The organism is cf. Phormidesmis sp. LEGE 11477 (assembly GCF_015207105.1).
Taxonomy (GTDB): Bacteria; Cyanobacteriota; Cyanobacteriia; order Phormidesmidales; family Phormidesmidaceae; genus Phormidesmis.
Window position 1 is genome coordinate 1 of the sequence record NZ_JADEXO010000146.1, and the last position, 13,639, is coordinate 13,639.

Below are 13,639 nucleotides of genomic sequence, written 5' to 3' on the forward strand. Positions count from 1 at the left end.
CCGCCGACACATTTCAGTTCCGTACGACCTTTGGCAATCCGCCTGCCGCACATCCGCTCACTCACCTGCTAGATCTCTATCTGAAGAATCCTGCTAACACCCATGTTGTGCCCTGGGGACAAAAGCTGCTAGCGATCTATGAAGCAGGCGCACCCTACCGGATCGACCCGCAGACGCTAGAAACGCTCGGCCCCGAAACGCTAACTGGAGAGCTAGATCTTGAGCCTCTACCGCGCTCTAAGCTAGCGACGCTGATTCGCCGCAGCCGAGGTCAGCAGGCGATGACTGCTCATCCCCATGTCGATCCAGTAAGAAATAGACTCGTCACCTGGACATGGGGTATTCAGATCCATCTGCACAAGTCCAACAGTCTCATTCTAGAAATCACAGAATACGATTCAAACTGGCAGTCCGTCAGCCTCACTACGCACGAAATGCCGGGCGGGGTTATTAATCCTCATGATTTTGCGCTGACCCAGAACTATTATGTTTTCTTTCAAAATGCCTTCAGCCTCAAAATCCTTGACTATCTGCTAGGCCGTAAATCGCCTGCTGATTGTCTCAACCTAGAGCCAATCCCGACTAAGGTTCATCTAGTGCCTCGCCCCGACGGCAGTAGAGCTGGTGACGTGCCCCTGATTCTAGATACTGAGCAATGGTTTTCTATCCATCAAGCCTGCGCCTGGGAAAATGCAGACGAGAGCATCGAGATCTATAGCTCTGGTTGGCCAGCTACAACCGGCGGCTTTCTCACTAGCTGGAGCGGCTATGCCCCGGATTTTGATGCGATCGCCCCCACCCATCTCTACCAAACCCAAGTCTATCCTGCTAGCCAAACCGTCACTCACCGCATCGCACCCACGCTTGAGAACTGTTGTATCGCTCATCCTCATACCAGCACTCAAACCGAAACCCAGCCCAGCCGATATCTATACATGGCCTACTGCAACAATATCGGCCAATCCTCACCGCCGACTGGCTATCTCAAATACAATACGCAAACTCAACAAACAGAAATTTGGAACAGTCATCCGCTCAACTTTGCTGAAGAACCTGTCTTTGTTCCTAATCCCCGCAGCGATAGAGAAGATAGTGGGTGGCTGCTGTGCCTAATGTACGATCATCTGCGCGATCGCTCTGCCCTTAACATCTTCGATACCACCAGACTCGCGACTGGGCCAATCTGCCGCCTGTGGCTGACCCATCCTCTTGCCCACGGCCTGCACGGCTCTTGGGTAAAAAAGTGCTATTCACCTGATTAGTATTAGCTGTCTAACACTAAGTATGCAAGCAAAGTATGCAAGCAATTGGCAACCAGGTTGAAAAGCGCAGAGTTTGGAGTTTAACGATTGTATGATTTTCTACACCTTTTCTACACCCTAGCTATCTATATCTGGTAGTGTTTAGTCAACGCCTATAGGCACCCTACGGATAAAGATTACTGCTGTGTATTTGCCGATACTTGTAATCGCTAACGGTTTGTTTTGATGGTTTTATTTTCTAAAGACCGTATTTTAGTCCCTACCGATTTTTCTGAAAAGTCTCTGCAGGCGATCAAAGAAACTATTGCCTACGCCGATACCGAGGCGGGTGATAGCGCCCAGGTCTATGTCGTGCATGTGCTAAAGCCTCTAGAGGCGACAGAGCCGGGCGTTGTATGGGAGTCGGTTGACAATGAGAAACGGACGAAAACGATCCTCTCTCTGTTTGAGGAAAAATTTCCGAGCAGTGAGTACGAAGGGCTCAATTTTGAGGTTAGAAACGGCGATCCAACTGCTGAGATTATTGACTACGCCGAGCATCAAAAAATAGACTTGATTGTTATGCCTTCACGTGGCAGAACAGGAATCTCTCGGTTCTTTATGGGTTCGATTGCAGAAAGGGTGGTTCGCTTTGCCCACTGTCCTGTCCTCGTTCTAAAGCAGTAGCAAGCGATCGCTACAGTCTATGCCTATCGACTTTTTGCATAGGCTCTATCTGCTCAGTCTTTTGTGGTTTCTAAATACGCTAGCTACATTGGGAGTATCTTCATTCGAGGGACTCCCAATGATTGTAAACACATCCACTCAGCCTTCTGTTACCCCAAAAAAACACCGTCAGCCTCGAATCATTCGAAGCCTGCAGTGGTTCTGGAGATTCAGCCGGTTCTATGGTGAATACACTGTTAGATCGCCTCAAGCGCGTCAGCAGTGGGTCGAGCAGCAGCGCCATCAGGTACGCCACTGCCGCTAACTAGCAGCTAGCCACCTAGACCTAGTTCTTCTATGACTCCACCATCAGCATCTGGCCAGATGTCAACCGCGACCAATAATCCTTGAGATCGCCTGCTACCTCATTTGAGAGAATGTAGCATCCTAGCAAGTTAGGAAACGCCATGCCTAGCAGCAGCAAGTCACTAAAATCAATAATTAGCGACAGGCTAGTCAAGCAGCCTAAGAACGTACACACCACGTAGATAACCTTAAACAACAGCGTGCTTTGCTCACCAAATAGATAAGTCCAAGCCTGAATACCGTAGTAGCTCCAAGAGATAATTGTGGAGAAGGCGAATAAACAAACCGCGATACTCAAGACAACCGGAAACCACCCAATGACAGAGCCAAAAGCACTCGCTGTCATCGCGACGCCGCTAAGCTCTTCGCCCGTCTCTAGATAAGCACCTGTAAGAACAATAGTGATAGCTGTGAGGTTACAGATGATCACGGTGTCGATCAGTGGCTCTAGCAATGAAACAAGCCCTTCTCTAACCGGTTCGTCTGTTCTAGCAGCAGAGTGGGCGATCGCAGCTGAACCCACGCCAGCTTCATTTGAGAAAGAGCTGCGGCGAATCCCCTGTACCATCACGCCTACCAAGCCGCCTACCGCTGCTTGGGGTACAAATGCTTCGCTGATGATAGTGCCAATCGCGCTGGGTACCTGAGTAATATTGGTGACAATTACAACCAGGCAGGCCGCTACGTACAAAGCCGCCATCGCGGGCACTAGCTTTTCTGCCACCGAACCGATACGCTTGATGCCGCCGATAATCACGAACGCTGACAGGGCGGCTAGAACCAAGCCAAACAGCCAATCAGGCAGCGCCGGTATCAGCCCAGAAATGGCGACGTATGCCTGATTGGACTGAAACATGTTGGCCCCACCTAGGCTACCACCCAAGCAGAGGATGCTAAATAGAATGGCTAGCCCCTGACCGAGCGGACGCATACCACGGGCAGCTAGTCCCTGATTGAGATAGTACATCGGGCCGCCTAAAATCGTGCCATCTGGCAATCGCCGACGGTATTTGACTGCGAGCGTGCATTCTACAAACTTACTGACCATGCCACAGATTCCAGCGATGGTCAGCCAAAACATCGCACCGGGGCCGCCTAGCTGAATAGCAATCGCTACGCCAGCAATATTACCTAGACCTACCGTGCCTGACACGGCTGTTGCGAGCGCCTGAAAGTGCGAGACTTCACCGTCGTCATGCGGATCGTCAAATTTGCCTTGCACTACTGCGATCGCATGTTTCAATCCGCGAAGATTGATAAATCCCATCCGCACTGTAAAGAAAATTGCGCCGACAAATAGCCACAGTACAATAAACGGAAAGCCGTTCTCGCCACCGATTGGAAAGAACAACAAGACTGCTAAAAAATCAACAATTGGTTGAAAGATGCTGTCTGCTATGGACGCTGACTCGTTAGCTTCTTGAGCGATCGCAGCGGGCGCGGCCATCGCCATCAAAATTAGCAGCATTGGCAGCATAGCCCATCCATCTGGCCCCTTGCTAAACCACCTAGCCGATAGCCGAGTCAGTCGCTGAAACCAGCTATTGACCACAGGTACGTACCATCCCTGTCGATTCATCGTTTAAGTTCCACTTTAATATTTGATCATGTGATTGAACAGGATTGCCAAACGCGCGATTGCAGCGCAGACGCTCCTAAACACCCTTGCACACCTGTCGAGTTCAGACGGGTTGTTATGTTTTTGCCGATACCGGAAATTACCACGCATCCGTACATGCTGTTGTTAACTTAATTACTGTCCTGTGTATTTTTACTTGAGTCAAGCAGGTACTAATACTATTATGCTGACCTGGAGTTTATTGATAATAGATTTCATTAGTTGCTAAAACGAAGTCGTTATGACTATACTTTGCTAAGTAGTTCGTATAGGTGCAGCTACCTGTAGCTTGCACCCAATAGAAATTGATTATGAAACAACTAAATGGTAAATACGCCTTGATCACAGGCGCTTCTCAGGGGTTGGGTCGGCAGCTAGCGTTAGCGTTTGCGCGTGAAGGTGCTGCTGGGATCGTGATTGTGGCTAGAGATGCAGCGGCGCTAGAAGCTGTGCGACATGAGGTGGAATCGATGGCTGGAGGGACGGTGGCAGTTGCCGCTCAGGTTCATAACAGCGATGATGTTGATCGTGCAATTAATGAGATTAGATATCAACTAAAGCAAGCCATCCAAGGGCCGAAAGTAGTTGCGATCGCGGCGGATCTAAATCAACCTGCCGACATAGAGCGAGTAATTGCCACCACGCTAGCTGCTTTCGAGGGTCAGCTAGATGTGCTAATCAACAACGCTTCTGCTATTGGGCCATCGCCCATGCCCTATCTGTTGGACTATCCTGTTGAAGATTTTCAGCAAGTTATCAACACCAATCTGGTTGCGCCTTTTCTGCTGATCAAAAAGGCGTTGCCAGCGCTGCTAGAAAGTAGGGGGGCAATCATCAACGTTACGAGTGATGCAGGCGTCACTGGCTATCCGGGCTGGGGAGCTTACGGTATCTCTAAGTTTGGCATTGAGGGGCTTTCTCAAACCTGGGCGGCTGAGCTAGAAGGCAGTGGCGTTCGGGTCAACTGGGTGGACCCTGGCGATATGAACACGGCTATGCACCGCGCGGCTGAACCTGACGTAGACCCTACTCAGTGGGCCGATCCGGCTACTGTCACTGATGTCTTTATTTACTTGGCTTCTGACCAGTCAAAAGCGACAAACGGTCAGCGATTTCAAGCACAAGAAAGTCATTGGGGCGTCGGCGCGCTGCGATCAGTTGCTTAGGCGGCGCTCAATTTCCTATGCCAAATTCTAGTTGCTTACTTTGGATCGTCGAAGGGCGTAGCAATGCTAGCGCCCCTACGGCTTATCTTGTCGGATTGGAATGTTGATCTCAATTTTGGTATTGGGCCTCTCTTCAATTTACGGAGATTACTTTTTAATTTAGGAGACTATATTTCTATGAATACTCTCTCTTTTACTTTGCCCGACTCGTTAGCGGCGAAAGCCCCTCCCGAACGGCGTGGACTGGCCCGAGACGGGGTGAAGCTGATGGTGTTAGGTCGCGATGGCAGCACTCAGCACAGCCGGTTCAACCAGATTGATCGGTTCTTACGTCCTGGCGATCTGTTGGTTTTTAATGCAAGTCGGACGCTGCCTGCTGCGCTTAAGGGCTGCGATCGCACTACTGACTCCTGTTTAGAGGTTCGACTGGCCCACCGCCAGGCAGACGGCTCTTGGCTAGTACTTTTACTTTGTCAAGGAGACTTGCAGCAGAAAGACAAGCGATTTGCCTGTCCTATGAGTGCTGGTATGCAGCTCGACTTTGGGCAAGGACTGACTGCCCGAATTGAGGCTCGTGATGATCGTATTCCTCGGCTCTGGCGGCTGAGCTTTTCTCTCGCGGGCACTGCCCTGATGGACAAGCTGCATCAGCTAGGAGAGCCGATTCGCTACAGCTATGTTTCTGCCCCTTGGGATCTAGACTATTACCAGACGGTATATGCCAGGGTGCCAGGGTCTGTAGAAATGCCATCGGCGGGTCGAGCTTTTACCTGGCAGCTATTGTTTCAGCTCAAGCAGCAAGGGATAGATATCGCGCATATTGTTCTACATACCGGGCTGTCTTCTTATATGGATGATGCGCTAGATCAACAGCATCCGGCTTCTGAAGAAGAGTACTTTATTAGCGAGCAGGCGGCTGAAAAAATTAATCGCACCCGGCAGCAGGGCGGACGAGTGATTGCGGTGGGCACCACTGTTGTCAGAGCCTTAGAATCTGTTGCTGATTCGCACGCCAGAGTTCAGACCGCACAGGGACGCACTCGGCTGATTATCACGGCTGAGCATTCTCTTAAAGCTGTGGATGGGCTGCTCACCGGCATGCACGAGCCAGAAGCCAGTCATCTAGATCTGTTGACAGCCTTTTTACCTGTTGACAAGCTACAGCCTGCGTACGAAGAAGCCATTCGTCAGAACTATCTTTGGCATGAGTTTGGTGATTTGAATCTGATTGTGTAGGCAAATCTGTTTGTGCAGATATTGTGTAGACAAATCTGTTTGTGCAGATGTTGTGCAGACATAGCAATTTGCCGTGGATATCGGCTTTGCTGTAGGTAAAGATGTTCTGGGTGGATTACGATCGACAGTTAAATCGCAGCCGATCGGGCCTCGTCTACTTTGATCGTAGTTCCTGTAATGAATTTGGCATCTTCTGAGAGTAGAAAGGCAACCGTCTTCGCTAGCTCTGAGTAGGTTGCCGGGCGACCCCACATCAAGTCACCAGGGACGTTCCACCCTTCTAGCTCTTCTATACTGTCAGCTACAAAAAAGGGTGCAACAGAATTCATGCGGATGCGATCGCTGCGGTATCTTTTGGCATACAGCTTTGTAAATCCTTCCATAGCTGAGCGCAGCGTACCGCTAAAAGGCGTTCCTAGTGAAGGTTCTTGCGAATCGCACGCTGAGATATTAACAATGGCACCGCCGCCCTGACGGCACATAGGTTTAGTCACTAATCTGGCGATACGTACCACGCTGAGGAAAAGTAGCTCAAAGTTGTGAGTCCAGCTTTCGTCCGAAATATCCAGTAAGTCTAGGCGGGGTGGATCGCCAAAGCTGTTGACTACCGCGTCAATTCGACCAAAGCGATCGAGCGTTGTCTGGACTAAAGTTGATAGGTCATCAGACCGAGTCATTGACCCTTGCATGGCGATTCCATCCAATTCTTGCGCGATCGCTATCACCCGTTCGCTTCGCGCTAATAGTGAGACTTTATATCCTCGCGCCGCTAGTTCCCGCGCGCAGCCTGCGCCGATACCGCAACTAGCCGCCGTAACAATCGCAACTTTTGTCTCATTCATATTCGTCACTCATATTCATTACTCACAGACATCACTCCGGTGCTGATTGAAATCGTATGGGCTGCTATTTGATCAAACGCGCGCCAGAAGTGCATCAGCCGCCGCCGCTTATCGTGAAGACAATACACAGCTTCCGGCAGTATATGCTTTTGGTATATTTATCTAGCCTATCTATCTATAGAATTGAAGCCCTCAAAATTTTTTGGTGAAAGATAAACAACTCTAAACTTATGTATCCGGTTTTTCAATAAACTAGCCACATAAGTTCAAGGTCTCTTATTCTTAAACTTAAGAGAGGGAAGTAGAAATACCTAATCGCTTTTTAGTGAGAGGTATGAGTAGACAGTTCGTTTACATGCGATTACATGCGATAGATATGGTTCAACCCAAAAGACTACAGGCTCCTGGTTTCTAGCAGATCTTATAGGTTTTTTGAACTGTTCAAGAAGTCTTGGGTAGTCATAGGTTTCTTGAAGAAGCTATTTACGAAAGTCACTTTCGAGAGAGCTTTTGAAAATTGTCAAATGCTGATGTTCGAACAACCTGTTCGAGCCGGTAAGAAACTTTGGATAGCTGTTGTTTTGCAAGCGGCTGTTGCTTTATAAACAGTAGCTCCCTGAATCTTTTGGCTGAAATGGCCTGATCAAGATTCACCTGTTTTTGGTGTCTATCTTGTTTGTATCGTGTTGTAGTTTAGGGTGAACTGAGGCTCTCTCTTAAGAGTGAAACAATCAAATTTATAGACGAGGATTTAGTCAATGAGTATTGTCGCTAAAGCGATCGCTCAATCGGATCGTGCCGATCGTTTTTTGGGTAGCAGTGAGTTAACTCAGCTCCAAGACTTTTTTAGCAACAGCAGCGCACGAATCAGTGCGGCGCAAAAGCTAGCAGCGAACCAACAGAAAATTGTCGATGAAGGCAGTAAGCAATTCTGGAGCCAGTGCCCAAACACTCCTAGCAATAGCGGTGACAAGCAGAAAACGGCCCTATGTCAGCGAGATCAAGGATGGTATATCCGGCTAGTGACCTACTGCGTACTAGCGGGCAACTCCAAGCCTTTAGAAGATATTGGTCTAGATGGAATGCGTGACATGTACGTTTCTCTCAATGTGCCTTTGACTAATCTAAAGACGGCAATGCGCTGCTTAAAGCAATCCGCCATGGGCGTTTTAAGTTCTGAGGAAGCCTCCCTGGCTGGGCCTTATTTCGATCAGCTGATTCGAGCTTTTTAGATTTGCTCTCCTTGAGATCACGCCCTCCTTGCTAGCTACAGGCTGATGCGAAGTCAGCATTAAAGATGCCAGCGACAAGAGCAGATCTTTCTGATTCGCAGCTCACTGTTTAAACGACCAAAAAACCTAGAAACAACAATGCAAGACACGATTACATCCCTGATCAACCCTGCCGACGAAAAAGGTCAATATTTAGAAGGCGGTGACCTTGATAGCCTCAAACAATATCTTCAAACTGGTGCTTCACGGGTAAAGGCGGCAGGTCAAATAGGAGACAGCGCCGCTAGCATCATTAGTAAGACTGTAGAGAAGAGCTTGCTGTACGGGGATATCACCCTTCCTGGTGGCAACATGTATCCTACTCGGCGCTATGCGGCTTGTTTGCAAGATCTAACTTATTTCTTGCGCTATGCCACGTACGCGATGCTGGCTGACGATGCTTCCATTATTGATGAGCGGATTCTCAATGGACTAAAGGATACTTATTCATCGCTAGGTGTTCCTGTAGAGCCAACTATTCAGGCTATAGAAGCGATGAAAGATGTTGTTTCTGAGCGAGTCGGTAACGAAGCCGGGCAAGAAGTAGGGAAATACCTCGATCACATCGTCTCTGGTTTGAGATAGGCGACCCTTTCGATCTGTTTTTGAGCCCTGTTTTGAGCCCTGTGTTGCCATCAGCTTCGAGCTGCTTCGATTCATAGTGCTCTCATTTATGGCTCTCTAATCTGTGGGTTTATCCGCCAGGGTAGACCCACGTTGGACATCTCTATTGCGGTTAACCTATTGCCATGTACGCTTCTAATGAAACCCAGGAACGGTATCCCTGGTGGGCTGGGAATGCCCGATTTATCGATCTATCTAATACGTTTATTGTTGCCCACGTAGCCCAGGCGGCGCTGATCATGCTGTGGGCTGGGGCCTTTACCCTATTCGAGCTATCTGTTTACTCACCGGATGCACCGCTCTATACGCAAGGGCTGATTTTGCTACCCCATCTAGCAACTGAGGGCTGGGGGCTAAGTGCAGGAGGAGAGATTGTTGATACCGGTGTCTGGTCTTCGATCGGCGCTATTCATATCGTGGCCGCTGTTGTATTAGCGGGTGGCGCTTATTTTCACTATACTCAGCTACCCGCTAGTTTGGCGATCGCACCTAAAAATGCCGCGAAATTTCACTTTGAGTGGCAAGATGCTAGCAAATTAGGCTTTATCTTAGGCCATCATCTGATCTTCTTAGGATTAGGCGCTGTGTTGCTGGTTGTCAAAGCGCAGTATTTCGGCGGGCTCTATGACGCCTATTCAGATTCGGTGCGAGTGGTCACCGATCCAACGCTCGATCCGGCTACTATCTGGGACTATAGAACGCATCTGTTCGATGTCAGATCGTTAGAGGATCTAGTCGGTGGACACATCTACGTCGCCGTTCTATTGATTGCAGGCGGTGTTTGGCATATCTTAGTTTCTCCTTTCCGATGGGTTCAGCGTTTCTTCTTCTTTTCAGGAGACGGTATCTTATCTTATTCGCTGTTTGGAATTGCGATCGCAGGCTTTGCGGCCTCTTATTACTGCGGCTTTGATTCGCTGTCTTATCCAGAGAAATTCTACGGGCCGACCTTGGATCTGCAGTCGTCGCTGCTGCCGCGCTATGTGGATACTCAATCGACGCTAAGCGATGGCTACACTGCTCGTGAGTGGCTAGCAAATGCTCATTTTTATCTGGCCTTTTTCTTCTTGCAAGGGGGGCTGTGGCACTTTCAGCGGGCAGCAGGCTTTGATATCAGCAGCGTGCTGAAAAACTGGCAGCAGAATCGGACTGCAGCGAACGAGAACCCTACACTTGCGTATCAAGTCTCCAACCAAGTGCAGCCTCAATCTGCGGCGACTTTGGCCTACGGTATGCCAGATGCTGCTAAGCCTAAGCCTTTCTTTGGCGTGTCGCAGCCGAGCGAGGACTCTTTTTATCAGCCCGTTCGAGGCGGCTCTCGGCCTGATCTGACGACGATTAACGGCATCGAAAAGACGCTATATCAAACGACTTACCAGCTTCAAAAAGATTCGTTCTATCAGCCTTCTAAACAGAACGAATCTGAGGATAACGCCGGGAATGACGCTCTGTTTGGCTATGGGAAAAGCAGCTCGGCCCGTTTGTATGAAAGATCCAAAGGCTCAATGAAGAAGCCTAGTGCCTACACTCAGCCGATTGAGACTGTATTCTACGAGCCCAAGTCACAGGCGCAACCGACCCAGGAAATGCCGCCTAAGAAAAGCTTGCCGGTAGAAAGCTCATCAGTAGAACCTACGTATTCATCGTAAGCTACCTGTTGTTATGAGTGTCTAACTTGCTTCTAATATTCTCATTCCTACACCTAGAGTCATTTATTGCACTCTAGGTGTTTGTGTGTTTGTTCTTATTTATATTCAAGGTGTAGCAAAAGCGATCGGCTCTAGAGAGCGTTTCGCCGTGTAGAATTGGCGTTTGCTCTAGGGTTAGAGCGGTGTATCGATAGACAATCAGCGGATGACCTAAAGAAACTTCTAAGTAGCCACTGGTCTCGTAGTCGGCGCGGGTGCATTCGATAGTGGCCTCGATACTTTCAATCGGAATGGCCTGGCGTTCTAGGGTAGGAAATGTCATCTGCTGCTTAAGCTCGGCCTCGAAGCGTTTGCCCAGGGGCGGCACGATATAGCTGCTGTCAATTGCGCCGACAGCGCCGTCCATGTACAGCAGTTTTTTCTGTAGATAGGCTAACTTTTCTGTGAGATTAAGGATGGATTGTACGGACTGAGGCGGACGTACTTTTCGAAAAGTTAGATTCTTGAACGTCAGCGCTATGCCTTTGTTGGCTAAGTCTTGTTCTAGCAGTACCAGCGGGCTAGAAAGTGAATAGACGACCTTTTTTTGAGGCATCACAAAGACGCCTTTGCCCTGCTGCGATTCGGCGAGTCCCTGATTGACTAGATTTGCGATCGCCTGGCGAACGGTAATACGACTCACATCAAAAGTGTCCATTAGCTGATGCTCACTAGGCAGCTTTTTGCCGGGCGCATACTCACCGGTTTCTATCTGATGGCGGAGCTTTTCAGAAATGCTGATGTGCAAGGGAACGGACATAGGCTAATAGAATACAACATCGATTCAGACGGAACCGAGTAGGGCACTACGCTTCAATCGTATAGCAAAGTCAGGATGCATTCTTACTTTGCGGGAAGAGTTGCCCGTTGCCCTATAAGGGTTTTAGCCGGTGAGAATGTACCAAGCAACTCTTCGAAAGCTATAGGTCATTTAGCCACGATGCCTGCTTCAAGTTCAGTCTCGGTCATCTCCAGTCCTTGCAGGTTTGTATTGGCCTCTACATCGATCAACTATTGCCGTTCCGGTAGCCGCACCCTCAGCGCAACCAACCTGAAAGTCATCTACAAATTAATTACAAGGCAAACACAACTCATTTTGAAAGATAAGGCAACGCCGCCTGGCTCCGTTGCAATTACCAATTACTTGCTATCAACAGAACCACAACCCGGCCTCATATTAATTTTTATTGTTATGTGCAAACACGGAATATAGTGACAGTTTGATTGGGAAGATTAGGACGGTAAGGCTTTTGATCTGTAGAACAAATATGCGATCAAAACCAATGCCCTTGAGTTGAGTGATTCACTCAAAGTGAGTTTTGTCTAGATTTCCGATCAAAAATCGCTATCTATCTCCTCTAAAGAATGCTTAACCAAAATATTGTGTACGTCACTGGCTTACCCCGAGCTGGTTCTACGCTACTTTGTCAGCTCCTTTCTCACCATGTAGAACTCTATGCTACAGGTCACAGCTCGCCGCTTTGCTCTACGCTTACTGGCTTGCGTCAGCATCTAAGCGACGATGTCTTTTTCCGCGCGCAGCTAGATGTAGATTTTGATCTCACCTACCAACGACTGACTAATGCGTTTCAAGGATTTATGAATGGCTGGTTTGCTGAGACGGACAAACGCTGGGTCGTCGATAAGAACAGAGGCTGGCTACAGCATATAGAAACAGTGGCACATCTAGATCCGAATTTCAAAATGCTGGTGTGTGTGCGAGAGCTAGGGCAAGTGTACGGCTCCGTGGAAGCGCAGCACCAAAAGACACTGCTGTTGGACTTTCCAGATCATCTAGCGAACTTATCTCGGTATGACCGAGCCGATCGGCTCTTTGCGGCCAAGGGCGTTGTGGGTGAGCCCATGCAGTCCATGATTGCTCTGCAAGACTTGGGCACTGAGCTGCAAAACCGACTGTATTACGTGGTGTTCGAGCATTTGATGCAGGATCCGGCAGCGGTGATGGGGGGCATCTACGAGTGGCTAGGGCTGCCTGCCGCGACGTTCGATCCGCAGAACCTGGCGGTAAGGCCCCATGAAAGTGATAGCTACTACCGATTTAAGTATCCGCATGAGACTAGAAAACGCATCTCTCCGCCCACGAAGCACACTATTCCCCCTCGAATCCAGCAGCAAATTCAGGAGCAGTTTAGCTGGTTTTATAAAACGTTCTATCCCGGCTTAATCGATTCTAAATTGCCCACTTTAGAGTAGGTGTTCTCTCTAGCCGAATTCTCTAAACTTTTATGTCTAACGAGCAAATCCATTTGGCTTGCTGCTTTGTTTTAAACCTTTTCACAAAGATACAGACACATGGCTAACTTTAATAACGTCGATACGTTTGCTGAGCTACAACAGGCGCTGCTAGATTCTAAGAATAACGGTCAAGCTGACACCATCAACATCACAGGCGATATCACCTTGAGCGGTCTGCTGCCGCTGATTGAAGAAGAGTCTGCATTGACGATTACAGGGGCTGGTTCCAACTTCACAATTAACGGAGATAATGCCCATCGGCTTTTCTTTGTGAAAAGCGGCACAGTGAACTTTAGCAATCTAGTGTTTGCTGAAGGCTTGGCGAGGGGCGGGGATGGTAATAGTGGCGGCGCGGGGATGGGCGGTGCCTTGTTTATCTATGATGGGACGGTTTCTGTTTCCAACAGTGCTTTCATCGATAACCAGGCGATTGGTGGCGACGGTGGGCGATATATCAACGGTGCAGGCGGCGGTGGTTTGGGTGGCGATGGCGCTAACTCTGCTTATAACGGTAGCAACGCCGGCGGTGGCGGTGGTGGGGGTGGCTTCGCTGGCGATGGTAATAAAGGCTTAGACGCTAACAATGGCGGCAGCGGCGGTAGCTTTTTTGACAGCAGCTCAGCGGCTGGCAACTTTGGTCAAGGCGGCAATGGCGGGGGTGGAAC

Annotated in this window: 13 protein-coding genes; 10 read left to right on the forward strand and 3 right to left on the reverse strand. The window is 49.1% G+C overall.

Features of this window, described 5'->3' with window-relative positions; genetic code table 11:
* From IQ256_RS25720 to IQ256_RS25730, 3 genes are all read left to right on the forward strand, one after another.
* Positions 1–1,262 (forward strand): carotenoid oxygenase family protein (locus IQ256_RS25720; RefSeq protein ID WP_193858557.1); only part of this gene is annotated, 1,262 nt, incomplete at its 5' end.
* Between the two features lie 225 nt (positions 1,263–1,487).
* Positions 1,488–1,928, forward strand: coding sequence for a universal stress protein (locus IQ256_RS25725; RefSeq protein ID WP_193858558.1), 441 nt, complete (start codon positions 1,488–1,490; stop codon positions 1,926–1,928).
* Positions 1,929–2,046: 118 nt separating this feature from the next.
* Positions 2,047–2,232 (forward strand): hypothetical protein, encoded by a 186-nt coding sequence (locus IQ256_RS25730; RefSeq protein ID WP_193858559.1) that lies wholly within the window; start codon positions 2,047–2,049, stop codon positions 2,230–2,232.
* 30 nt (positions 2,233–2,262) lie between these two features.
* Here IQ256_RS25730 and IQ256_RS25735 read toward each other — a convergent pair whose 3' ends face one another.
* Positions 2,263–3,852, reverse strand: coding sequence for a sodium:alanine symporter family protein (locus IQ256_RS25735; protein WP_193858560.1), 1,590 nt, complete (start codon positions 3,850–3,852; stop codon positions 2,263–2,265).
* Between the two features lie 350 nt (positions 3,853–4,202).
* Between IQ256_RS25735 and IQ256_RS25740 the strand changes: the two genes are divergently transcribed.
* A complete protein-coding gene (locus IQ256_RS25740) occupies positions 4,203–5,057 on the forward strand; it encodes an SDR family NAD(P)-dependent oxidoreductase (RefSeq protein ID WP_193858561.1) in 855 nt (284 codons plus the stop codon).
* Between the two features lie 177 nt (positions 5,058–5,234).
* Positions 5,235–6,293, forward strand: coding sequence for an S-adenosylmethionine:tRNA ribosyltransferase-isomerase (locus IQ256_RS25745; RefSeq protein WP_193858562.1), 1,059 nt, complete (start codon positions 5,235–5,237; stop codon positions 6,291–6,293).
* A gap of 128 nt (positions 6,294–6,421) precedes the next feature.
* Here the strand turns inward: IQ256_RS25745 and IQ256_RS25750 are convergent, their stop codons facing one another.
* Positions 6,422–7,135, reverse strand: coding sequence for an SDR family oxidoreductase (locus IQ256_RS25750; protein WP_193858563.1), 714 nt, complete (start codon positions 7,133–7,135; stop codon positions 6,422–6,424).
* Between the two features lie 758 nt (positions 7,136–7,893).
* Between IQ256_RS25750 and apcD the strand changes: the two genes are divergently transcribed.
* The 3 genes from apcD (at position 7,894) to IQ256_RS30160 (ending at position 10,679) form a co-directional block, all read left to right on the forward strand.
* Positions 7,894–8,367, forward strand: a complete 474-nt coding sequence (gene apcD, locus IQ256_RS25755; RefSeq protein WP_193858564.1) for an allophycocyanin subunit alpha-B — start codon at positions 7,894–7,896, stop codon at positions 8,365–8,367.
* Positions 8,368–8,505: 138 nt separating this feature from the next.
* On the forward strand, positions 8,506–8,991 hold the full coding sequence (locus tag IQ256_RS25760) for an allophycocyanin subunit beta (protein WP_193858565.1): 486 nt from the start codon (positions 8,506–8,508) through the stop codon (positions 8,989–8,991).
* 164 nt (positions 8,992–9,155) lie between these two features.
* Positions 9,156–10,679, forward strand: coding sequence for a chlorophyll a/b binding light-harvesting protein (locus IQ256_RS30160; RefSeq protein ID WP_193858566.1), 1,524 nt, complete (start codon positions 9,156–9,158; stop codon positions 10,677–10,679).
* Between the two features lie 73 nt (positions 10,680–10,752).
* On the opposite strand, the gene IQ256_RS25770 is transcribed toward IQ256_RS30160, so the two are convergent.
* Positions 10,753–11,478 (reverse strand): GntR family transcriptional regulator, encoded by a 726-nt coding sequence (locus IQ256_RS25770; protein ID WP_193858567.1) that lies wholly within the window; start codon positions 11,476–11,478, stop codon positions 10,753–10,755.
* 605 nt (positions 11,479–12,083) lie between these two features.
* Here IQ256_RS25770 and IQ256_RS25775 point away from each other — a divergent pair.
* Both IQ256_RS25775 and IQ256_RS25780 read left to right on the forward strand, forming a co-directional pair.
* Positions 12,084–12,932, forward strand: a complete 849-nt coding sequence (locus tag IQ256_RS25775; RefSeq protein WP_193858568.1) for a sulfotransferase — start codon at positions 12,084–12,086, stop codon at positions 12,930–12,932.
* Positions 12,933–13,031: 99 nt separating this feature from the next.
* Positions 13,032–13,639, forward strand: a 608-nt coding sequence (locus IQ256_RS25780) for a pectate lyase-like adhesive domain-containing protein (protein WP_370623549.1), incomplete at its 3' end; no start/stop codon positions are given.